The organism is Streptomyces sp. NPDC006655, assembly GCF_040703965.1.
Classification (GTDB): Bacteria; Actinomycetota; Actinomycetes; order Streptomycetales; family Streptomycetaceae; genus Streptomyces.
Map to the genome: position 1 here is coordinate 56,759 of NZ_JBEYJU010000007.1, position 22,520 is coordinate 79,278.

Consider the following 22,520-nt stretch of genomic DNA (forward strand, 5'->3'; position numbering starts at 1 on the left):
GAAGTCTGTGATGGGGAGCATTCGCAGCAGGCGCGGGTTGCTGGTCGCGGTGGGCACGGTGCTGGCCCTGGGCGCCTCGGCATGCGGTTCGTCGGACGACGGTGGCGGCTCGGGGGGTTCGGGTGGCGCCAAGGGGAAGAAGGTGCGGCTGATCACGGGGGTGAAGAGCGACCCGTTCTACATCACCATGACCTGTGCCGCGCAGCAGGAGGCCAAGGCGAAGGGGATGGACTTCACCGCCGACGGTTCCGCGCAGTGGGACGTGTCGGTGCAGCGCCCACTGCTCGACTCGGTGGCGGCGGCACGCCCGGACGGGCTGTTGATCTCGCCGGTCGACACCAGCGCGCTGACGCCCTCGCTCAAGCAGATCCAGTCGGCCGGTACCAAGGTGGCGCTGGTGGACACGACGGTGACCGACGGTTCCGTCGGCATCACCCGGATATCGTCGGACAACGAGAAGGGCGGCCGGGTGGCCGCCGACGCGCTGGCGAAGCTGATGAACGAGAAGGGCTCGGTCATCGTCATCAGCGTCAAGCCCGGCGTGTCGACGACCGACGCGCGGATCAAGGGCTTCACCGAGGAGATGGGCAAGTACCCGGACATCAAGGTGCTGCCCACGCTCTACGACAACGACCTGCCGGCCACCGCCGCCTCCCAGATCCAGTCGACGCTGGCCGCCCATCCGGACCTGGGCGGCGCGTTCGCGGGCAACACCAACACCGGTACCGGTATCGCCACCGGGCTGAAGCAGGCCGGCAAGCAGGGCGCGGTGAAGGTGGCCGCGTTCGACGCGGAACCGGACGAGGTCGCCGCGCTGAAGGCGGGCACCCTCCAGGTGCTGGTGGCACAGGACCCGGCGGCGATCGGGAGGCAGGCGGTGGACCAGCTCGCCGGCGCCTTCGCGGGCAAGTCGGTGAGCAAGTCGATCGGCACCGACATGGTGGCGATCACGAAGGACAACATGAACGAGCCTTCGGTCAGCAAGTACTTCTACAAGTCGCAGTGCTGAGGGGGCCTTCGGAGAACACTCCTGACGCACCGTCAGCGGTCGGGCGGTCCCTGGTGGGGGTCCGCCCGGCCGCCGGTCGTACGGCCGCCCGGTCCGGCAGGGCTCAGCTCAGCTCAGCTCAGTGAGCAGGACTGGCCGTTCAGCGTGAAGGCGTACGGTGCGGAGTTCTTGCCGCTCCAGGTGCCGAGGAAGCCGAAGGAGAGGCTGCCGTTCGCGGAGACCGACCGGTTGTAGTCGGCGGCGTCGGCGGCGACCCGGGCGCCGCTCTGGCTGACCGTGGCGTCCCACATCTGGGTGACCTTCTGGCCGTCCCGGAAGGACCATTCGACCCGCCAGCCGGCCAGGGCCCGGGTGGTGGTGACGGTCACCGTGGACTGGAAGCCGTCGTTCCACTGGTTGACCAGGTCGTAGGAGGCCCGGCAGGTGGCCGACGCGGGAGCGCTGGGGTCCGCGGAGCCGGTGGCCCGGTGGCCGGGGGCGGTGCTCGCGGTGGCCGAGGCCGTGCCCTGCGGCTCCGGATCGGGGTTGTCGTGGCCCGGCTTGCCGGCGGAGGCGGAGGCGGACGGGGCGCCGGAGGCGGAGTGCGCCGGGGACGGGTGCGCGGTGGAGGGCAGGACGGAGCCGGGGTCGGCGACGGGCTGCCGGTCGTCGTGCGAGGCGGCCGTCGTGTCGTCACCGGAGCCGCCGCCCATCGGCATCATCGACACGCCGAGCGCGACCAGCGAGATCAGCACCGCCGCGCCGAGCAGTCCGTGGCGCAGCACCTTGCTCCGGGCGGCGCCCTCCTTGGGGTCGCCTCCGTCGTTGTCCGCGGGAACCGGACGGCCCACGCCGAGCCGTACCTCGGAGGCGCGGCGGCGGCGCTCCAGGTAGGCGAGGCCGCCCCAGCCTATGACCCCGCCGGCGAGCGCCGCGGGCAGTCCGCCGCCGTGCAGCCGCAGACAGGCGGCGGCCTCGGCGCACTGCACGCAGGTGGCGAGGTGCCGGGAGAGGTCGTCGGGCGTGTCGGCCGCGGAGGACCGGGTGACCGCGTCGAGGAGCCGGGCGTAGCTGCGGCACTCGGCGTCCATCGGCGAGTCGAGGTGGGCGCGGTGGCAGCGGTCCCGGAACAGTGCGCGGACCTGCTCCAGTTCCTGGGCGGCGGCGGCCGGGTCGAGGCCGAGCCGGCGGGCCACGGAGGGCAGCGGCAGCGCCTCCACCTCGGCCAGCCACAGCAGCGACGCGTCCGCGTCCTGCATGTCCCTGAGGCCGCGCAGCGCGATGGGCCGCTGCAACGGCGGCCCCGTGTACCGCGTGGCCTTCTCGGAGTTGAGCCAGAGCCGGAGGTCCGGGTCGAGCTTGTGGCCGAGCCCCTGCGCCTCCCAGCCGGCGGCCGTGTTGCGCACGGCGGTGAGCAGCAGCGGGATCATCGGCAGCCGGGCGGCGCGCCGTCCGCTGCCGCGCTGGGGCGCGAGGTCCGCCTCGCGGGCCTCGCGCATGCCGAGCGTGAAGGCCTCGGTGGCCAGTTGATTGGCCGTCAGCGAGCCGGACGTGCACAGGTCGGCGTAGGAGAGCACCGCGTCCCAGCATTCGGAGAACAGCGCTGCCTCGGCGGCGTCCTGAGGGGTCGGCAGGTCAGGCATGGGTCTCCTGCATCCAATGCGAGGTCAACTCACCATATGGGCGATGGAGTTGGGGGGAACCTCGCGGCAGGACCCGAGCTTTTCACGTCTCCTGCACAACTGACAAGCGGCCTATTCAAACCGGCTACCGGTGGTCGCGCGACGTTTTCCCGCCGTCACCCATACCACCGGTCCCCGGTGTTGCGTCAACCCGCCCTGTTCAGTGCCGTACTCGGTGCGGTACTCGGTGCCGTGGCCCACAACTCCGCCCTCTTGTACGGACGGCGACCGCCATTCGACTCACCGTTCCCGCGAATCTTCCGCGGCTCGCCCGGGTCAGGCCTGCGCCGGTTCCTCCGCCGGTTCCCGCGCGGGGAGGCTGTCCATGAAGGAGCTGACCGAGAAGACGGCGCGGCCGGGGCCGGGCGGGCCGTAGCCGGGGGGCGAGGAGAGGCCGAAGTCCTCCATGGTCTGGCGGTAGGCCTGGAGCAGCCGGATGTGGTACTCCAGCGGGGCGCCCTGCGGGTTGGCCTTGCCGAGCGGGGTGGTGGGCTCCGGGCACCAGGTGGTGAAGCGGGGCGTGATGCCCTGCGACATGAAGAAGCGCAGCCCCTCGGTGGTGGAGGCGATCGCCTCGTCGACCGTCTTGAAGCCGAACGGCTCGGCCATCTCCACGCCCGCGACGAAGTTGGGGATCACGTTGCGCGCGCCGAAGATCTCCGCCGAGTCCAGGATCCGCCGGTGCCACTCGTCCCGGCCGACGTACCGCTCCTTGCCGGGGCAGTACATCTTGAACAGGTACTCGTCCCACACCTCGTAGTTGGGGTGGTAGATCTGCACGCCGTAGTCCTTGAACCGCTGGACGTCGTCCCGTGGCAGCGCCTGCGCGACCACCTTGCCGATCCAGCGGCCCGGGAAGCGCTCCTCGATGGCCTTGGCGTAGTGCCCGTAGAAGTCGGCCTCGTCCCGCCCGGAGACCGTCTTGGTGATCGCGCCGCCGGTCAGCGTGTAGGCGGTGGACGCCTTCGCGGTGTCGTACCGGTCGATGATCTCCAGGGCCTCCAGGACCTCCTCGACGTCCTTGACCCCGGTGTACGGCCGTCCGGCGGCCTTGTGCTGGCGCCAGTTGTGGTTGATGTCGCAGTACTGGCACTCCTCCTTGGCGCCGAAGTACTGGCAGACCCGGAAGACGGTCAGGTAGATCAGGTAGCCCCACTGGATGGTCGGGGCGACCTCCATCACGGACTTCCCGTTGGAGAGCTTGTGCCGGTAGTACTCGGGCATCGGCGGCACTCCGACGTCCGCGATCCGCTTCCCGTCCAGGTAGAGGCCGAGCACCCCCTCGTCGTCGGCCGCGACCCGGTACGGCGAGGTGGGGTTCACGCGCACCGAGACCACGGTCCGCCGCAGGTCGTAGGGGCCGCCGGTGAGGATGATCTCCTCCGGGGGCCGGCGCAGCGCGGCCTCGCCCAGTTCGGGCAGGGTGCCGTGGTCGAAGGAGAAGATGAAGTACGACTTCGGCTTGACCTCGCCGCTCTCGTTGTCGCTCAGCGCGGACGGGTCGAAGGCGACTCCGCCCCGGAGCAGGTCCTCCTTGAAGACGGCTTCCCGGGGTACGTGCGGGAACCTCTCCATCAGATCCTCGACCAGCGCGGTACGGCTGCCCATCCCGTGTCTCCTCCCGGCTCAGGCGTTCGACTCCTCACGGTATGCCCCCGCCCGGCCGTCGGCCGTGCCGGGTCCCCCGTGGCGGGCACTGTGTCCCGGTATCAGAGTTTTTGGGGGTGGTGAGGCGTCGGTCACGGGGAGGATCACCCCGGCCCGGGCCCGGCCCTGCGGGTCGACTCCCGCAGCACCACGTGGGTGCCCAGCACCAGGTGCTGGCCGTCCGGCAGCTCGTCGCGGCGCAGGGCGAGCCGGACCGCGGCGCGGCCCAGTTCCTCCTGGGGCACGTGGACCGTGGTGAGGGCCGGGTAGACGTCCCGGGCGACCGAGACGTCGTCGTACCCGGCCACCGCCACGTCCTCGGGTATGCGGCGGCCGGACTCCCGCAGCGCCTGGATCACGCCCGTGGCGACCATGTCGGTGGCGGCGAAGACCGCCGTGAACTCCCTTCCCGAGGAGAGGAGTTCACGGGTGGCCTGGTAACCGTGGGAGCGGGAGAAGACGCCGTCCACGATCAGCTCGGGGTCGGGGGCGAGACCGAGGAGTTCATGGGCGCGGGTGAAGCCGGCGATGCGCTGGGCGCTGGTGGACAGGCCGGGGACGCGGCCGAGGTGGGCGATGCGCCGGTGGCCGCCGGAGAGCAGGTGGCCGGTGAGGGCGAAGGCGCCGCCCTCGTTGTCGTAGTCGACCACCGTGGCCGGGACGCCGGGGCCGAGCGGCGGCCTGCCGACCAGCACCAGCCGGGACCCGGCGCGGTCCAGGGCGTGCGCGAAGTGGGTCATCCGGTCGTGGTAGGCCTTGTCGTCGAGGGCGCCGCCCACCACGATCACGGCGTCCGCCCGCTGCTCCCGCATGGTCTCCACGACGGTGAGGATGCGCCGGGGGTCGCCGTGCGTGGTGCAGAGCATGCACAGCCGGCCCTCCGCCGACGCCTGCTCCTCGACTCCACGGGCGACGTGCGCGTAGAAGGGGCCGGTGACGTCGTCCACGACGACGGCGACCGTGCTGCCGGTGGCGCCGCCGAGCGCCCGGGCGTGCGCGTTGACCACGTAGTCCAGCTCGCGCATCGCCTTCAGGACCTTGGCGCGGGTGGCGGTGGCCACCGGATAGGTGCCGCCGAGGACCCGGGACACGGTCGACGCGGAGACGCCGGCCCGCGCGGCCACGTCCCGTACCGTCGAGGCGCCCCCGCTCGGCGCCGGCCGCGTCCTCTTCGCCACCGCTCGGCTCCCCTTCGTCGTGCCGTTCGCGCGTCACCCTACGAGACGGCCGTCACGCGGCCCGCTCCAGGACCGAGTGGTCGACCGCGTAGCGCAGCGCGGCACCGGTGAGCAGGCGCCTCGCCTCGTCCACGACGGTGCTGCCGAGCCGCGCCACCTCGTTGCCCTGGGAGCCGGCGAGGTGCGGGGTGAGGAAGGCGTTGGGCAGGTCGAAGAGCGGGGAGTCGGCGGGCAGCGGCTCGGGGTCGGTCACGTCGAGGACGGCGCGCAGCCGGCCGGTGCGCAGTTCCCCCAGAAGGGCGTCGTGGTCGACCAGCGAGCCGCGCGCGGTGTTGATCAGCACCGCCCCGTCCGGCATCAGGGTGAGTTCCCGGGCGCCGATCAGATGCCGGGTCTCAGGGGTCTGCGGGGCGTGCACGGTGACGATGTCCGAGGTGCGCAGCAACTCGTCCAGCGGCAGCAGGGGGACACCGAGCCGGGCCGCCTGGGCCTGGTCGACGTAGGGGTCGGCGAGGCTGACGAGCAGGTCGTGGGGGCGCAGGAGTTCGATGAGGCGGCGGCCGATGCGGGAGGCGCCGACGACGCCCACCCGGCGGTGGAAGTTGCCGATGCCGGGGACGATGTCGCCGTAGGGGAAGGAGCGGCGGTCGCGCAGCAGGTCACGGAAGGCGAACACGTCCTTCCCGGCGAGCAGGATCATCGCGAGGGTGTACTCGGCGACGGGCAGCGCGTTGGCTTCGGCGGCCGAGGAGACGAGGATGCCGCGCCGCCAGACCTCGGGCGTGGTGAAGCCCTTGACCGAGCCGGCCGCGTGCAGCACGGCGCGCAGCGCGGGCGCCGCGTCCAGGACCGCGGTGTCCAGGACCGGGCAGCCCCAGCCGGTGACGAGCACCTCGGTACGGGCGAGCGCCTCCCGCACCCGGGGGTCGGTGAAGTCGTCCGCCACCAGAGTGGGATCGATTTCCAGGCACTCGCGCAGCTGCGCGAGCACCTCGGGCGGGAAGACGTGCGGCATGTTCCGGGCTGTCATGGCGAACAGTGCCTGAGGACGCTCGGGCAAGGAAGTGACCTTCCGGCTCGGTGACGCACGGACAGCAACCGGTCTCTACGGTAGGTCCCGGCGAATGAGAGGGTCAATGGACACGCACTTCCCGGAGCCCGGCACGTACGCTCCGGAGGACGAAAGGGAGGGGACGGCGGAGATGACGGATCCGGCGCGGACGGTCACCAACTGGGCACGCAACATCACGTACACGGCGAAGGAGTTCCACCGCCCGGACTCGGCGGACGCGCTGCGGTCGCTGGTGGCGGGCAGTGCGCGGGTGCGGGTGCTGGGCAGCGGGCACTCCTTCAACCGCATCGCCGATCCGGGGCCGGAGGGCGTGCTGGTGTCGATCGCCGGGCTGCCGCCGCGGATCGAGGTGGACACGGCCGCCCGTACGGTGCGGGTGGCGGGCGGTGTGCGGTACGCCGAACTGGCCCGCGCGGTGCACGCGCAGGGCCTCGCGCTGCCCAACATGGCCTCGCTGCCGCACATCTCGGTGGCCGGTTCGGTCGCCACCGGCACCCACGGCTCGGGCGTGGCCAACGGGCCGCTCGCGGCGCCCGTACGCGAGGTGGAGCTGGTCCTCGCCGACGGTTCGACGGTGACGATCGCGCGCGGGGACGCCCGTTTCGACGGTGCGGTGACCTCGCTGGGCGCGCTCGGGGTCGTCACCGCGCTCACCCTGGACCTGGAGCCGGCGTACGAGGTCGAGCAGTCCGTTTACGTCGAACTGCCGATGGAGGGACTGGACCTCGCGGCCGTGACCGGGGCCGCGTACAGCGTGAGCCTGTTCACCGACTGGCGGGATCCGGGGTTCCGGCAGGCGTGGGTGAAGCGGCGCACCGACGAGGCGGCCGTGGAGTTCGGCTGGGGCGTGCCGGCGAAGGTGGCGATGCACCCGGTGCCGGGCATGCCGGGCGGCAACTGCACCGAGCAGTTCGGGGTGCCGGGGCCCTGGCACGAGCGGCTCCCGCACTTCCGGGCGGAGTTCACGCCGAGCAGCGGGGACGAGCTCCAGTCGGAGTACCTGCTGCCGAGGTCGGCGGCGGTGGCCGCGCTGCACGCGGTCGACGGCATCCGCCGGCCGGTCTCCGCCGTGCTGCAGACCTGCGAGGTGCGGACGGTCGCCGCCGATCCGCAGTGGCTCAGCCCCGCCCACGGCCGGGACTCGGTCGCCCTGCACTTCACCTGGGTGGACGACCTGGCGGCCGTGCTGCCGGTGGTGCGCCGGCTGGAGGAGGCGCTGGAACCGTTCGATCCGCGCCCGCACTGGGGCAAGGTGTACGCGATGTCCGGCGAGGCGCTGCGCGGCCGCTACCCGCGGCTCGCGGACTTCCGCGCCCTGGCCCGGGACCTGGACCCCGACGGGAAGTTCACCAACCCCTTCGTGGCCGAGGTGCTGCGGGACTGACCGCCAGACTTAATCCAACCCTTAAGGTAACGGCTTGTCGAAAGCGCTTCCCAAGTCATAGCGTTGCGTCGTGTGAAGCACACATCACGAGACATCCGCACCGCGAACCGCTATGAGGTGCTCCGGCACATCATCGCCGCCTCTCCCACGTCACGGCAGGAGCTGGCGTCCGTCACCGGGCTGAGCCTGGCCACGGTCGCCACGCTCGTCGGGGAGCTGCTCGACCTGCGGATGATCACGGAGGTCGGCTTCGAGGACTCCGCGGGCGGCCGCCCCCGCGGACTCGTGGCGGTCAACGCCTCCGGGGGCGCGCTGATCGGCGTCGACATCGCCGAGACCTACGTCCACGTCGAGCTGTTCGACCTCGCGCTGACCGTGCTGGCCCGCGCGGACGAGGACATGCGGCCCGGCGAGAACCGGCCCGAGCAGGTGGTGGCCCAGGTCGCCGCCGCCGTCGGCTCGGTGGTGGCCCAGGCCGGGGTCGAGGGCGCGCGGGTGCTCGGTGTCGGGGTGAGCGTCCCGGGCCAGGTGGACCGGGACACCGGCATCGCCGAGTACGCGCCCAACTGGGACTGGCACGACGTGCCGTTGCTCGACCTGCTCGCCGAGCACATCGCCTACCCCCTCCACCTGGACAACCCGCTGCGCGCCTGCGCGGTGGCCGAGCAGTGGTTCGGGGCGGCCCGCGGACGCGGGGACACCGTGGTGGTGAACCTCGGCACCGGGGTCGGCGCCGGACTCGCCCTCGGCGGCCGCCTGCACCGGGGGGTGAGCAACAGCGCCGGCGAGTGGGGCCACACGACGCTCGTGCTCGACGGACGGCCGTGCCACTGCGGCAACCGGGGGTGCGTGGAGACGTACGTCGGCGCGCCCGGGATCATGCTGAACCTGAGCGAGGCGAGCCCGCACAGCCCGCTGCTGCACCCCGACGACCAGACCGCCACCGTCGACGCGCTGGCCAGGGGCGTGGCCGACGGCGACCCGGTCGCGGTCCAGGTGGTCCGGGACACCGCCCGCTACATCGGCGCCGGGGTCGCCAACCTGGTCAACCTGCTCAACCCGGAACTGGTCGTGCTCAGCAGCTGGGTGGCCCGCCGGCTCGGCGAACCGCTGCTCCACGAGGTGCGCGAGGCCGTGCGCAGGCACGCTCTCGGGCGGCCGTTCGCCGCGACCGAGATCGTCCTCTCCCCCATCCCCAGCGACCCGGTGTGCCTGGGCGCGGCCACCTTCGCACTGGAGGGCGCGCTGCGGCCGGTGCGGCTGCACGGCGGTGGCCGCACGGGCCGGGCACCGGCGGCTGCCCGCTGATCCACGTGGCGTTCCCCCACCGATCGCCTGGCCTTCCGTGATGATCGACCAGTCCAAATCGCGCGTCGATTAGTCCATTGCCGGGCCCCTCGGCGCTCTGCGAACGTCGGGACGTATCCGCGGCCGGTCGGCCTCCAGCCGGCCGGCCGTACGTCGTGTACGGAACGAGGGAGGCCCCGGCGTGGCCGGAAACATCGAGGTCCGCGGTCTGTCCCGCACCTTCCACACCACTGTCAGGCGCCCGGGCTTCGCGGGCGCCCTGCGGTCCCTGGTCAACCCCGAACGCGTCGAGAAGCACGCCGTCTCCGACATCTCCTTCGACGTCGCCGCGGGCGAACTGCTCGCCCTGCTCGGCCCGAACGGCGCCGGCAAGTCGACCACCATCAAGATGCTCACCGGCATCCTCACGCCGACCTCCGGCGAGGCCCGCGTCGCGGGCGTGGTGCCGTACCGGGAGCGGGAACGCAACGCCCGCACCATCGGCGCGGTGTTCGGGCAGCGCACCCAGCTGTGGTGGGACCTGCCGGTGCGGGAGTCGTTCGCGATCCTGCGGGACATCTACGAGGTCCCCAAGACCGAACACGAGGCCCGCCTGCGGGAGTTCGACGACCTGCTGGAGCTCTCCGCGTTCTGGGACACCCGGGTGCGGCACCTGTCGCTCGGCCAGCGGGTGCGCTGCGACCTGGCCGCCGCGCTGCTGCACGACCCGCCGGTCGTCTTCCTGGACGAACCGACCATCGGCATGGACGTGGTGGTGAAGGAGCAGGTCCGCGAGTTCCTGCGGTACCAGGTGGCGGAACGCGGCCGTACCGTGCTGCTCACCACCCACGACATGACCGAGGTGGAGCGGCTCGCCGAACGGGTGGTGCTGGTCAACCACGGCCGGCTGGTCCTCGACGGCTCGCTGGACGAGATGCGCCGCCGGTTCGGCTCGACCTGGCAGGTGCGGGCCACGCTCGCCGACGCGCACACCCCGGTCGGCCCGCTGCCCGGCGTCGCCCTGGTGCGCCGGGAGGGCCCGCAGGCGGTGTTCGGCCCGGACGGTCCGGCCGCGCCCACGGTCCACGAGGCGCTGAAGCTGGTCATCGAGCGGTACGAGGTGACGGGCGTCGCGGTGGACGAGGCGGACCTGGAGGACGTCATGCGGGCGGCCTACGCGCAGGCGAAGGCCGAGGTCTGAGATGGCCCTCCTGTACGCCTGGCGCGCCGCCCGGGTCACCCCGCTCGGCGAGCTGTACACCCCGCCCCGGATGACCGGGGTCCTGCTCCGGCTGACCGTGCAGGTGGTGCTGGTCGCCTCGCTGTGGCGGGGCCTGTACGCCCAGTCGGGTACGACCGCTGGTCTGGACCGCGGCCAGGCCGTCACCTACGCGGTGCTCGCCGTGCTCGCCTCCCGGCTGCGGGAGCTGGACCAGTACGCGGGCCGGGACTCCGTCATGCAGCACATGCACTTCGGCACCATCGTCTACTGGTATCTGCGCCCGCTGCCGCCCCAGCGCTACCACGCGCTGCGCGCGGTCGGCGAGCAGCTGTACGGGCTGGCCTGGGCGTCGGCGGGATACGCGGTCTGCCTGGCCGCCGGGGTGGTGGAGCCGCCGCGGTCGGCCGCGGTGGCGGCGGTGTTCGCGCTCAGCCTGCTGCTCGGGCAGCTGGTCCTCTACTACGTCATGCTCCTCATCGACCAGTTCTGCTTCTGGACGCTGCGCAACACCGCGGCGATGCTGATCCTGGTCTTCGCGCAGAACCTGCTGTCCGGGGTGTACGCGCCGCTGTGGTTCTTCCCGCACTGGTTCGTCGTCCTCAGCTCCTTCCTGCCCTTCCAGGCCACCCTGAGCGTGCCGCTGTCGCTGTACGTGGGCCGGATCCCGCTGACGGACGCCGGTTTCCAGCTCGGCGTCCAGGCCGGCTGGGCCGTGGCGCTGCACCTCTTCACCCGTTTCGTGTGGCGGCGGGCCGCCCGCCGTGTCATCTCCCAGGGAGGCTGAGGCCGTTGAACGCCGTCCGGATCGCCTGGCGCATCACGCGCCTCAACTTCCGTGCGCAGCTGGAGTACCGCACCGAGTTCCTGATGATGATCGCGATCGGCGCGGTCTGGCAGGTGTCGGTGATCGTGTTCGCGACCGTGCTGCTCACCCGGTTCACCGGGATGGGCGGCTGGGACAGCTCGGACGTCCTGCTCATCCCGGCGACGCGAATGCTGGCCCACGGCCTGTTCGTGCTGCTCCTCGGCCGGGTGCACGGGGTGGGCCGGTACATCCAGGAAGGCCGGATCGACGCCTACCTGCTGCGCCCGCTGCCCGTGCACCGGCAGGTCCAGCTGGAGTACTTCCCCACGAACGCGATCGGCGACCTGACGGTGGCCGCCGGCCTGATGGTGGGCGCGCTCGGGCGCAGTCACCTCGACTGGACGGCGGGACGGGTCTCGTACCTGATCGCGGCGGTCCTGGGCGGGATGCTGCTGGAGGCGGCCCTGTTCACGGTGGTGGCCGGCGCCTCGCTGCGCTATCCGGCCGCCGACTACTGGAGCCGCTGGCTGGAGGAACTCCTCGGCACCTTCGGCAGCTACCCGCTGAACGTGCTGCCCCGGGCGGTCGGCGGGCTGCTCACCTACGGCCTTCCGCTCGCCTTCGTCGCCTACCTGCCGGTCGCGGTCCTCACCGGCCACGGCCACTCGACCGTCGTCCCCTACTGGCTGGCGGCGGGATCGCCCCTGGTCGGCCTGCTGCTCTACCTGGCCTCCCGGGGGCTGTGGCGGTGGGCGCTGAACCACTACACGGGGGTCAACGGCTGACCGTCGCGCGGTGTCAGGTGCGCCCCGCGCGGCGGATCGGGGTGCACAGACCGGCGGCGCCGACGAGGGCGCAGCACGCTCCGGCGACGGCGGCCACCGGGCCGGTGCCGTACCGTTCGGCCGCCCAGGTGAGGACGGCCGCGCCGGTCGGGGCGAGCGCGTACTGGAGGGTCCAGTGGGCGGAGGTGACCCGGCCCAGCAGGGGTTCGGGGGTGATCTCCTGGCGCAGGGACATGGAGCAGGTGCCCGCCATGCCCGCGCAGCCCAGGTAGACCGCGCCGAGGACGGCCACGGCGGGTACCGGGCGGACCCAGCCGAGCCCGGCGAAGGCCACTCCGCACAGCGCGGTCGAGCCGATCCAGGTCGGTCCGAACCCCAGCCGCCGCCGGAGCCGGGCGACCAGCAGGGCCCCGGCGACGGTGCCGACGGCGCCGACCGCCAGCACCGTGCCGACCGTGCCGTCGTCGCGGCCGAGGTCGTGCTTCAGGTGGTAGATGATCAGGTCGTTGATGCCGAGGCTGAGGAAGCTGAAGACGGCGAGGAGGCCGGTGAGCGAGCGAAGCACGGGCTGGTGGACCAGGTACTCGATCCCGGTGCGCAGGTCGCGCCAGAGGCCCGTGTCCTTGGCCGGGTGCTCGTCACCGGCGCGCTCCCGGACCCGTACGAGCAGCAGGCAGCTCGCCGAGACCGCGTAACTGGCCGCGTCCACGGCCACGGCGTCGGCGGGTCCCGTCCAGGCGGCCACCAGGCCCGCGCCGAGCGGCCCGAGGACGCCGGCCGCGGCCGCGGTGGCGTTCAGCCGGCCGTTGGCCTCGGTCAGCCGGCCGGTGCCGACGAGTCCGCGTACGACGGTGACGTACCCGACGGCGAAGAGCATGCCGACGGCCTCGCACAGGGGCAGGACCACGTACAGCAGCCAGAGGTGCGGGCCTGCGAGCCACACGACGGGCACCAGGCCGTACAGGACCATGCGGACCAGGTCGCAGGCGATGAGGAGCCTACGGCGGTCGACCCGGTCCACGACCACCCCGGCGAAGACCGCCGCCAGCACCATCGCGACGCCGCCGGCACCCGTCAGCAGGCCCATCCGGGCCACCGAGCCGGTCGCCTGGAGCACGAGCAGGGGCAGCGCGACCAGACTGAAGGAGTCACCGAGGACGGACAGCGTCTGGGCGAGCCAGAAGAACCCGAAGTCCCGCTGCCGCCACAACGGCCGGCTGTCCACCGCACGCTGCGGCACCGCCGGCGCCACGCGCCGCGCCCGGTACGCCACGGCTCCCCCTTCCGTCTCCCGGCCACCCTGTGCCCGCCCGTGAGGGCAGGTACATGACGGCATCGTACGGGTGCGCCGAGGAAAACCCTTGGCTCCGTAACCTAGGGACCCTAGGATTGCACCTAGGAAGCCAAGGGAGGTGTCGTATGGCCCGTGCCGGGATCACGGCCGACCTGCTGGTCTCGGCCGCGGCCGAGCTGGCCGACGAGGTCGGGTTCGACCAGGTCACGCTGTCCGCGCTGGCCCGCCGGTTCGGCGTGAAGGACGCGAGTCTGTACGCGCACGTGCGGAGCCTCAAGGACCTGCGCCACCGGCTCGCGCTCCTCGCGGGCGGCGAGATGATCGACCGGATCGCCGTGGCCGTGGCCGGGCTCTCCGGGAAGGACGCGCTGGCCGCCTACGTCGGCGCCTACCGGGCGTACGCCCTCGCCCACCCCGGTCGTTACGCGGCCACCGGGATCCGGATCGACCCCGCCCTCGTCGACGCGGACGCCCCTGCCATGCGCCGCACCGTGGAGATCACCTACGGCATGCTGCGCGGCTACGGCCTGGCCGAACCCGATCTCACCGACGCCGTACGCCTGTTGCGCGCCACCTTCCACGGCTACTGCGCCCTGGAGGCCGGCGGTGGGTTCAACGCCCCACGGGACGTCCGCGCGTCCTGGGACCGGGCGATCGACGCCCTCCACATCGCCCTCGAGCACTGGCCCCGAGAGGACCCCGATCACCATGTCTGACCTGTTCTACGACGTCACCGGCAGCGGCCCCGTCCTGCTGGTCGTGCCGGGCGGCGCGGGCCACCCCATGGGCCTGGGCCCGCTCACGGAACGTCTGGCGGCGCACTTCACGGTCGTCACCCACGACCCGCTGGGCCTCGCCCACGGCAGGCTGGGCGCCCCCGTCGCCGACCAGCGCGTGCCGGACTGGAGCGACGGCGCGCACCGGCTCCTGGACGAGGTCCTGCCCGAGGGCGAGTCGGCGTACGTCCTCGGCACCAGCGCCGGCGGCGTCGCGGCCCTCGACCTGCTGGCCCGCCACCCCGCCCGGCTGCGGCACGTCATCGCCCACGAGCCGCCGTGCGTCACCCTGCTGCCGGACGGGGAGCGGCTGCGGGCGGAGCTGATCGGCCAACTCGAGAGCGGCCGCCCCGACTCCGGCGAGGTGACCCCGTTCGCCGTGTTCCTCGACCACGTCCTGCGCCCGTTCACCCGGTACCGTCCGCAGGCCGGCCTGCCCGGCCTCACCGTTGCCGCGGGGACCGACTCCCGCGGCCAGCTCCTGCACAAGGCGGCGCAGTACACCGCCCGGCACACCGGTGGCGCGTTCGCCGAGTTCCCCGGCGGCCACCTGGGCGCACTGGAACACCCCGGCGCGTTCGCGGAGCGGATCACGCAGATCCTGCACGCGTGAACTGCGTCGCCGTGGACGGAGACGGCCCACCACCGTGACGGCGACTCACCCGTCCCCGCTTCGTGACCGAGGCGGCTCAGACCTGCGCGACGGCCTCCACAACCACCTCGGAGCCCTGCCACCGGACCCGCAGACCGGGCCCCCGGCTCCACAGGACCGTCAACTCCCGTTCCCCGTTGGCGCGTACCGCGACCGTCTCTCCCAGCGGCTCGGCATCCGCCGCACCCGTGAGCCGGCTCAGCGCGACGAACAAGGTGTCGCCCTCCCCGGTGACCCCGGTCAGCGCCGCGTCGAGCCCCACGGCGGGCAGCAGTTCGCACCGCAGCCCGTCCCCCGCGGCCCACCCGGTCACCCGCACGGACGTCCCGGCCGCGGCGCCCGTCACCAGGAATGCCCGCACCTCCACGGCCCCGCGGACGAGTACGGCACTGGTGACCCGGGCGCCGGACCCGGCGGTGTGCCGGGAGGCCGCCCAGTCCTCCCCCACCCCGAGCGGCTCGATCCCCGTCCGGCCGGGGTCGTCGCCGACGATCACACTGTTGTCGTACGAGGGCGAGGGCCCGGTCACGGTGGAGTAGCCGAGCCGGGTGTAGTAGGGGTCGTAGCGGACGTCCTCGCTGCCGTGGTTGTGGAGGCGGACGATCCCGTCCGCACGCGTGGACTGGAGCAGCCAGTTGGCGGGGGCGACCGGGGTGGTGGCGTCGGCGCGTTCCGACGGGCCGGGTGCTTCCGTCGCCGTCCATACCTCGTGGTCCGGCGGCAGCAGCAGGCCGAGGAAGCCCTTGCTCGCCCAGTAGGGGGACGCCGGGCCCGAATAGCCCTGGAGGACGGCGGGGTCGGGGCCGTGCCAGCCGAGGGTCAGCAGGTCCTGGTCGTCCACCGCGCCACGGTCGAGGAAGTACCTCAGCGCTCCGGAGGCCAGGCGCCGGGTCTCGCCGGGGGCGAGGGGGGTACGGCCCGTGAGGGCGCCCAGCCACAGCGGGGCCGTGGTCGCGAAGCGGTAGGTGAGCGAGCGGCCCTGGTGCATGGGGGCGCCGTCGCCGCCGAACAGCCGGGCGTAGTCCGCGAGGTGGCGTTCCAGCCGGCCGCCGTAGCGGTCCAGGAGTGCCGGGTCGTCGGCGAGCCAGGCGTGCAGCACCGGGTAGAGGTGCATGGCCCAGCCGTTGTAGTAGTCGAACTTCCGGCCGTCGCCGTCGGTGTACCAGCCGTCGCCGACGTACCAGTCCTCGATGCGGGCCAGGCCGCGGTCGATCGCCTGGTGCGCGGCCGCGGTCTCGTGGCCGACCTCGGCGAGGAAGCCGCCGACCGTCACCGGGAACAACTCCCAGTTGCAGGGCCATGGTTCGGCGGTCAGCGCGTCGGTGAGCCAGGCCGCGGCGCGCTGCCGTACCGCATCGTCGAGCCGGTCCCAGAGCAGCGGGCGGGTCAGGCGCAGGGCGACGGCGACGGAGGCCGCCTCGACCAGGGGCTGGCCGCGGTCCTCGATGCGCGGCCAGACGCCGGACACACCGGCGGCGAGTCCGTCGGCGTACCGCTGGAGCGCGGTCTCGTCACGGCGGAAGGCCGCGAGGAGCAGGGTGCGGGCGTAGCCCTCCAGGCCGTCGGAGAGGCGGCCCGACCAGCTCTGCCGGGTGCCGGGGAAGTGGTAGAGGGCGCGGTCCTCGGTGGCGTACGGCTCCACGGCGGCGAGCAGGGCGTCGGCCGCCGCCTCCCAGTGGGCCCGGGTGTAGCCGGTGCGCGGGCTGGGGCCACGGTCCTCGGGGGGCAGCTGCATCGGTGCTCTTTCTCGCTCGGGACCTCGTACGGTTCGGACCTGGGGCGCCCCGGTTCCGGTCGGGGCGCCCCAGGGGCTCATGCGACCCGCACGGTGCCGGGCGGCACCAGGTGCTGGGCGAGGAGTTCGTCGCGCACCAGGCCCGCGTAGACGGTGGCGCCGTACACGGAGGTGTGCGTGTTGTCCTTCTTCTCGTCGTACAGGTACAGCGCCTTGGAGCCCTCCACGCCGAGCGACTCCACCAGCGTCTTGGTCTTCGCCGTGAGGTCGATCAGCGGAACGTCCTCGGCGGCGGCGACCGAGCGGATCACCTCAGGATGATTGACGCCGAGCCCGTTGACCAGCAGCGCGGTGTCGTTGTTCAGCGTGCCGTCGGCGTTGAACCAGCGGCGCACGATCGGGGTGACGAGCACCGGCCGGCCGCCCTTCTCCCGGGCGCCCGCCACCAGGGTCTCCAGGTTGGCGCGGTAGGTCGGCTCGTCGGTCGTCTTGTCGTTGTGCGCCAGCTGGATCAGCACCAGGTCGCCGGGGCGGATCAACGGCTTTACGGTGTCCCAGAGTTGAGGGTTCTGGAGGTAGGTCACCGTGCTCTCGCCGGAGTCGGCGTGGTTGGCGACCGCGACGCCCCTGCGCAGGAATCGCGGGAGCCGCTGGCCCCAGCCGGTGTAGGGGGCGGCGGGCTGGTCGCAGACGGTGGAGTCGCCGATCAGGAAGAGCTGCCGGGTGTGCCGGGCGGGGGTGACCCGGATGTCGGCGAGTACGGGTGCGGAGCCGCCGATCACCAGGTCGAGCCCGGGGGTTCCGTCGGGTCCCGTCGGCTCGCCCTCGGGGGTACGGACGTCGACGGTGAAGGTGCGGGTGACGTGCCGGCCGGCCGCCACCGCCGTCTCCGGCAGCAGCGAGCGCCGGGTCTCCCCGCTGATCTCCGTGCTGGACGCGGTCTCGCCGCCGAGCCGGACCGTGACGTCGTAGTCGCCCGGCGGTACGTCGAAGTGGCAGGCGGTGGCGGTGCAGTCGGCGAGGCCGAGCGGCGGGCGCCGGTCGTGGGCCTGGGCGGCGGGTGCGGCCGTCAGGCAGGTGCCGAGGACGACCGCCGCGAGCGCGGCGGCACGCACACCGTTGAAACGTCTCACTCGGGGCTCCTCCGTCATGGGCCAGTCATGCCGACAGTGTCTGGCGGGGACCGTACCGCTGCTCGCAAGCGCTTTCTAGACCCTGCACCGATTTCACAAGGTTGCCAACTCCATGAACGTGAAAGCCCTTTCGCGAAATCGATTCAACTGTCACTCTCAGGGACACCCGCATCCCCGCACCACCGAAGGAGGCACCCCCATGTCCGAATCCACCGGGAGACCGCTCGGACGCCGCACCTTCGTCCTCGGCGGCGCGGCCGCCGCCGGGACCGTGGCCCTCGCAGGACCGCCGGCCACGAGCGCCTCGGCCGCGGGCTTCGGCTGGTCGGACGACGGCTCCCACTACGTCGTCGACACCGGCGCGAACCTGGTCTTCAAGGTCAGCAAGACCAACGGCGACCTCACCTCGCTGGTCTACCGGGGCACCGAGTACCAGGGCTACGGCGGCAAGAACTCGCACGTCGAGTCGGGCCTGGGCACCTCCACGGTGACCATCGCCCAGTCGGGTCCGACGATCCTCGTCTCCGTCACGTACGGCACGCTGAAGCACTACTACGCGGCCCGCAGCGGCGAGAACAACATCTACCTGTGGACGAACAAGGCCGACTCGTCCGTCACCGCGACCCGCTACATCGTGCGCGTCAGGGCCGGCCTGTTCCTCAACGACGAACCGGACTCCTACACCTACGCGCCCACCGTCGTCGAGTCCGCCGACATCTTCCGGAAGTCCGACGGCCAGACCCGCGCCAAGCACTACTCGAGGCTGCGGGTGATGGACTACGACTACATCGGCTGGACCACCGGCAGCGTCGGCCTGTGGATCGTGCGCAGCAACCACGAGAAGGCCTCCGGCGGCCCCTTCTACCGCTCGCTGCTGCGCCACCAGAGCGCCGACGGCGGCGGGCTGTACGAGATCCTGTACTACGGCGAGAACCAGACCGAGGCGGAGCGCTTCGGCCTCCAGGGCCCGTACGTCATCGCGTTCACGGACGGCGGCGCGCCCTCCTCCGCGCTGTACCCGGGCACCCTGACCACGTCGTGGGCGGACTCGCTCGGCATCTCCGGGTACGTCCCCGCGAGCGGCCGCGGCCGGGTCGCGGGCGTCGGCATCACCGGGCGGGACACCGCCTACGCGTACACCGTGGGCCTCGCCAACTCGGCCGCCCAGTACTGGGGTTCGGCACGCTCCTCGGACGGCTGGTTCTCCGTCGCCGGGGTGCTGCCGGGAACGTACACGCTCACCGTCTTCAAGGGCGAACTGGCCGTCCACACCAGCTCGGTGACGGTGACGGCGGGTGCGACCACCACGCTCAACACCCTCGCGATCCCCGCCTCCAACGACCCGAGCAACGCCTCGGCGATCTGGCGGATCAACAACTGGGACGGCACGCCCGGCGGGTTCAAGAACGCCGAACTCATGACGTACGCCCACCCGTCGGACGTGCGCGCCTCGTCCTGGACCGGGAACGTGGTCGTCGGCAGCGGCACCGAGACCTCGTCCTTCCCCTGCTACCTGTGGAAGGACGTCAACAGCGGGATCGTCGTCTATTTCAAGCTGACGGCCGCCCAGGCCGCCGCCGCGCACACCCTCAGGATCGGCGTGACGACGGCGTACGCCAACGGCCGCCCGCAGGTCGTCGTCAACGACACCTGGACCTCCGCCGTCCCCTCGGCGCCCGCCCAGCCGGGCACCCGGTCGCTGACCGTGGGCTCCTACCGGGGCAACAACCACACGTTCACCTACAGCGTCCCGGCGTCCGCCTGGCTGACCGACACCAGCGCCTACAACACGCTGAAGATCTACGTGGCGAGCGGCTCGGGAACGACGTCCTTCCTCAGTGCCGGCACCTCGGTGGACGCCATCGACCTGCTGGCCTGAACCCGGCGACCCGCGGGACCGTACCGCGGCGCTCACCGCCGGCCGTCCGCAGCTCACCGTCTCACCGGCCGCGAAGCACACGGCCCGGAAGCACCTGGCGGTCGCGGACGGCCGGGGTACGGTCGGCCGACGGATGGTCAGCTGCCGCGCGTCCACTGCTGGTTGGTGCCGCCGTTGCACGTGTACGTGATGATCGCGGCCGAGTTGGCGGTGGACGCGCCGCTCACGTCCAGGCACTCACCGCTGGTACGGGCCTTGACGGTGACGTAGGAGCCGGAGGTCACGACCGACCACTGCTGGGTGGTGGCGCCGGTGCAGTCCTCCTGCGTGACGTCGGTGGCGTTCTCCTGGAGACAGAGCGAACTGCCACGGCCCATGAGCTCGTAGTAGCCGGTGCCCAGGTCCTTGAACCACCACTTCTGGTTCGTGCCGCCGTTGCAGGTGTACTGACTGATCGCGACGCCCTCCCAGAGGGACTGGTCGGGGACGTCGGCGCACTTGCCGCTGTGCCGGGCGACGAGGGTGTTGTACGTGGCGCCGGTGCCGCCGACGGTACCGGCGGCCGTGTCGACGGACACCTCCGGGTACCAGGACATCGACATCGAGGTGGACGTCGGGAAGGTCAACGGCAGCCAGACGTACCGGGAGTCGTTGACGGTGCCGCCGAAGGAGTTGCCCCAGCGGTCGCCCATGTAGAGGTACGAGGTCCCCGAGGTGCCGCTGACCGGCAGGACGTAGGCGGTCTGGGAGCCGTACGCCGTGGAGTCGCCGATGTTCGTCCAGGAGGTCCACGGTCCGGCGAGCGAGGTGGCGGTGGCGTACTTCTGCTGGTTGGGGCTCCAGCCGGTGGCCGCCGAGGTCAGCATGAAGTAGACGCCGCCCCGCTTGAAGAGCGCCGGTGCCTCCCGACTCGCGCCGGCCCAGGGGTTGGCGACCAGGCTGTCGATGCCGGTGTAGTCGGCGGTGAGCTTGTAGATCTGCAGGTCGGCGTTCTCGTTCGCGGCCGAGACCATGTAGGCCGTGCCGTCGGTGTCCACGTACGTGGTGAGGTCCCGGGACATGTACTGGCCGAGCGGCCGGAAGCTGCCCTGGTAGGTGTAGGTGCCGTCGACGGTGGCGGAGACGGCGACGGCGGCGCGGGCCTGGCTGTAGTCGACGCCGTTCTCCTTGTGCATCCACATGACGAACCTGCCGGTCGAGGCGTTGTAGATGACCTTCGGGCGCTCGATGTAGGCGGTGCCCAACTCGGCGGCGGAGGACTGGGTGAGGACGTGGCCCCGGAACTCCCAGGCCTTCAGGTCGGTGGAACGGTAGGCGTCCACGGACTTGAAGGTGTTGTCGGAGTTGCGGTCCTCGCCGAACCAGTAGTAGTACGAGCCGACCTTGATGACCCCGCCGCCGTGGGCGTGCACGGCGTTCCCCGAGGTGTCGGTGAACCGGGTGCCGTTGGTGACGGTCTGGGCGGCGGCCGCGGCGGGACCGGCGGTGGCCAGGGCGCCGATCACCGCCAGGCAGAGGGACAGCAGAACCGCGTACGCACGTCTCATCGGTGCTCTCCTTCGTTGTGATCGCCGAAAAGGTAAGGGGGTGTCAGCGGCAGGTCAACGGGTCTGACGAGACAAGGGGGAAAGCGATTTCCGACGTCCTCGCCGACCGGGCCGTGACCGTCACCGGCGACACGGCCGTCACCGTGCCGGCCGGGACGACGACGTTCGACGGGGTCCTGCCCGGCGAGGGCGCGCTCACCGTGCGCGGCGGCGGCACCCTGATCCTCACCAGGACGCGACGGCGGACAAGCCACGGCGAGGGCGGACACCACGGACTCCGCCCCGTCCACCGCACCCCCCGCCGTGAGCACCCGCGCCGCCGCCGTCTCCCGGAACCCCTTCGGCCGGTGGCCGTACGCCCTGTCCCTCGGCCTCCTCGGCGGGCCGATGGTCCCGGCAGGCCTGCGCACCGCAGCGGTGGAAGCGCGACAAGAGCGGCCGGCACGCGGCCTGACCGTGGGCTACGGGGCCTTCCCGGGCCCGGGCACGGCCCTTGCCGGCCGCAGGGCGGGGATCAGGTCCGCGACGCGTTCGAGTTGGTCGCGCTGGGAACGCAGGCCCAGGGCGCCGAGACGTACGACGAGGTGCCGGGCGCCGGCGGCGACGTACCGGCCCAGGCGTTCGAGCACCTGGTCGGCGGTACCGGTGGCGACCGCCTGGATCTGCTCCAGTTCGGACAGCGGCATGCCGTAGGTGGCCCGCGCGTACGCGTCCAGTGCCGTACGGCCGGTCTCGACGTCGTCCTCGATCCGTACCGAGACGAACAGTGCGGGGGTGACGTCCTCGGCCGCGCGGCCCGCGTCGGTTGCCGCTCGGCGGACCTCGCGGAGACCGGACGCGTACTCCACCGCGGCGGGTGGGTAGGGCAGCCATCCGTCGTACATCCGGCCCGTCCGGGCCAGCGCGGCGGGGCTCGCGCCGCCGAGCCAGACCGGCGGCCCGGCGGGGCGAGCGGGCCTGGTCATGGGCGGGATGCCGTCGAAGCGCAGGATCTCGCCGTGGAAGGCGTCGGCCCCCTCCCACAGGGCCCGCCACAGCGCAACCGTCTCGTCCAGGCGGGCGAAGCGCCGCTGCCACGGCAGCTCGGACAGCGCGTAGAGGGGCCGCCCGAACCGGCCGGGAAACCCGGCGCCGACAGCCACGGTGACCCGGCCGCCGGAGAGCAGGTCGATCGACGCGAGCGACTGGGCGGCCTGCACCGGCCGCCGCAGAAACGGCAGCAGTGCGGCTGTGCCCAGCGTCGCGGTCTCGGTCACGGGGGCAAGCGCGGCCAGCATGGTGAGCGCCTCGATCCGCGGGCTGATCAGGGAATCGTTGACGAAGAGCGAGGCGAAGCCCACGCGTTCGGCGTGGCGGCCGAAGGCGACCAGATCACGAGGGTCGTCGCCCGCGCCCCACTGGGCGGTTCCGGTCGGAAGCAGTACACCGATGTCCATGCCCCCGAGGTTCACGAC

General features: G+C 72.3%; 18 protein-coding genes. 9 read left to right on the forward strand and 9 right to left on the reverse strand.

The window, feature by feature from the left end; genetic code table 11:
• Positions 1-10 precede the first annotated feature (10 nt).
• Complete coding sequence (locus AB0958_RS05980; protein ID WP_366889072.1) at positions 11-1,009, forward strand: ABC transporter substrate-binding protein; 999 nt, start codon at positions 11-13, stop codon at positions 1,007-1,009.
• A 113-nt stretch (positions 1,010-1,122) separates the two neighbouring features.
• Here AB0958_RS05980 and AB0958_RS05985 read toward each other — a convergent pair whose 3' ends face one another.
• The 4 genes from AB0958_RS05985 to AB0958_RS06000 all read right to left on the reverse strand — a co-directional run bounded on the left by AB0958_RS05985 (position 1,123) and on the right by AB0958_RS06000 (position 6,555).
• The gene (locus tag AB0958_RS05985) at positions 1,123-2,631 is read right to left on the reverse strand and encodes a cellulose-binding domain-containing protein (RefSeq protein WP_366889074.1); all 1,509 of its coding nucleotides are present in this window, start codon (positions 2,629-2,631) and stop codon (positions 1,123-1,125) included.
• A gap of 315 nt (positions 2,632-2,946) precedes the next feature.
• The gene (locus AB0958_RS05990) at positions 2,947-4,278 is read right to left on the reverse strand and encodes a radical SAM protein (protein ID WP_366889075.1); all 1,332 of its coding nucleotides are present in this window, start codon (positions 4,276-4,278) and stop codon (positions 2,947-2,949) included.
• Between the two features lie 143 nt (positions 4,279-4,421).
• Entirely contained in the window at positions 4,422-5,495 is a 1,074-nt protein-coding gene (locus AB0958_RS05995) for a LacI family DNA-binding transcriptional regulator (RefSeq protein ID WP_366889076.1), read from the reverse strand.
• Between the two features lie 52 nt (positions 5,496-5,547).
• Positions 5,548-6,555 (reverse strand): hydroxyacid dehydrogenase, encoded by a 1,008-nt coding sequence (locus AB0958_RS06000; RefSeq protein ID WP_366889077.1) that lies wholly within the window; start codon positions 6,553-6,555, stop codon positions 5,548-5,550.
• A gap of 142 nt (positions 6,556-6,697) precedes the next feature.
• On the opposite strand from AB0958_RS06000, the gene AB0958_RS06005 reads away from it, so the two are divergent.
• The 5 genes from AB0958_RS06005 (at position 6,698) to AB0958_RS06025 (ending at position 12,050) form a co-directional block, all read left to right on the forward strand.
• Positions 6,698-7,951, forward strand: a complete 1,254-nt coding sequence (locus AB0958_RS06005; RefSeq protein WP_366889187.1) for an FAD-binding protein — start codon at positions 6,698-6,700, stop codon at positions 7,949-7,951.
• Between the two features lie 63 nt (positions 7,952-8,014).
• On the forward strand, positions 8,015-9,259 hold the full coding sequence (locus AB0958_RS06010) for an ROK family protein (protein WP_366889078.1): 1,245 nt from the start codon (positions 8,015-8,017) through the stop codon (positions 9,257-9,259).
• 181 nt (positions 9,260-9,440) lie between these two features.
• Complete coding sequence (locus tag AB0958_RS06015; RefSeq protein WP_366889079.1) at positions 9,441-10,439, forward strand: ATP-binding cassette domain-containing protein; 999 nt, start codon at positions 9,441-9,443, stop codon at positions 10,437-10,439.
• 1 nt (position 10,440) lies between these two features.
• Positions 10,441-11,244 carry an ABC-2 family transporter protein gene (locus AB0958_RS06020; RefSeq protein WP_366889080.1) on the forward strand — a complete coding sequence of 268 codons (804 nt, stop codon included), beginning with the start codon at positions 10,441-10,443 and terminating at the stop codon, positions 11,242-11,244.
• Between the two features lie 5 nt (positions 11,245-11,249).
• Positions 11,250-12,050, forward strand: a complete 801-nt coding sequence (locus AB0958_RS06025) for an ABC-2 family transporter protein (protein ID WP_366889081.1) — start codon at positions 11,250-11,252, stop codon at positions 12,048-12,050.
• 13 nt (positions 12,051-12,063) lie between these two features.
• Here the strand turns inward: AB0958_RS06025 and AB0958_RS06030 are convergent, their stop codons facing one another.
• Positions 12,064-13,323: an MFS transporter gene (locus tag AB0958_RS06030; protein ID WP_366889082.1), complete on the reverse strand. Its 1,260-nt coding sequence runs from the start codon at positions 13,321-13,323 to the stop codon at positions 12,064-12,066.
• 146 nt (positions 13,324-13,469) lie between these two features.
• Between AB0958_RS06030 and AB0958_RS06035 the strand changes: the two genes are divergently transcribed.
• Positions 13,470-14,060 (forward strand): TetR/AcrR family transcriptional regulator, encoded by a 591-nt coding sequence (locus AB0958_RS06035; protein WP_366889083.1) that lies wholly within the window; start codon positions 13,470-13,472, stop codon positions 14,058-14,060.
• Positions 14,053-14,733, forward strand: coding sequence for an alpha/beta hydrolase (locus AB0958_RS06040; RefSeq protein ID WP_366889084.1), 681 nt, complete (start codon positions 14,053-14,055; stop codon positions 14,731-14,733). The genes AB0958_RS06035 and AB0958_RS06040 overlap by 8 nt, the downstream gene beginning before the upstream one ends.
• 76 nt (positions 14,734-14,809) lie before the next feature.
• On the opposite strand, the gene AB0958_RS06045 is transcribed toward AB0958_RS06040, so the two are convergent.
• On the reverse strand, positions 14,810-16,507 hold the full coding sequence (locus AB0958_RS06045; protein WP_366889085.1) for a DUF2264 domain-containing protein: 1,698 nt from the start codon (positions 16,505-16,507) through the stop codon (positions 14,810-14,812).
• 77 nt (positions 16,508-16,584) lie between these two features.
• A complete protein-coding gene (locus AB0958_RS06050) occupies positions 16,585-17,640 on the reverse strand; it encodes a rhamnogalacturonan acetylesterase (protein ID WP_366889086.1) in 1,056 nt (351 codons plus the stop codon).
• Between the two features lie 199 nt (positions 17,641-17,839).
• On the opposite strand from AB0958_RS06050, the gene AB0958_RS06055 reads away from it, so the two are divergent.
• Entirely contained in the window at positions 17,840-19,519 is a 1,680-nt protein-coding gene (locus tag AB0958_RS06055; RefSeq protein WP_366889087.1) for a rhamnogalacturonan lyase B N-terminal domain-containing protein, read from the forward strand.
• Positions 19,520-19,656: 137 nt separating this feature from the next.
• Here the strand turns inward: AB0958_RS06055 and AB0958_RS06060 are convergent, their stop codons facing one another.
• Together AB0958_RS06060 and AB0958_RS06065 are read right to left on the reverse strand one after the other, a co-directional pair.
• Positions 19,657-21,066 carry an RICIN domain-containing protein gene (locus AB0958_RS06060; protein WP_366889088.1) on the reverse strand — a complete coding sequence of 470 codons (1,410 nt, stop codon included), beginning with the start codon at positions 21,064-21,066 and terminating at the stop codon, positions 19,657-19,659.
• Positions 21,067-21,527: 461 nt separating this feature from the next.
• Complete coding sequence (locus AB0958_RS06065) at positions 21,528-22,502, reverse strand: LLM class flavin-dependent oxidoreductase (protein ID WP_366889089.1); 975 nt, start codon at positions 22,500-22,502, stop codon at positions 21,528-21,530.
• Positions 22,503-22,520 lie beyond the last annotated feature (18 nt).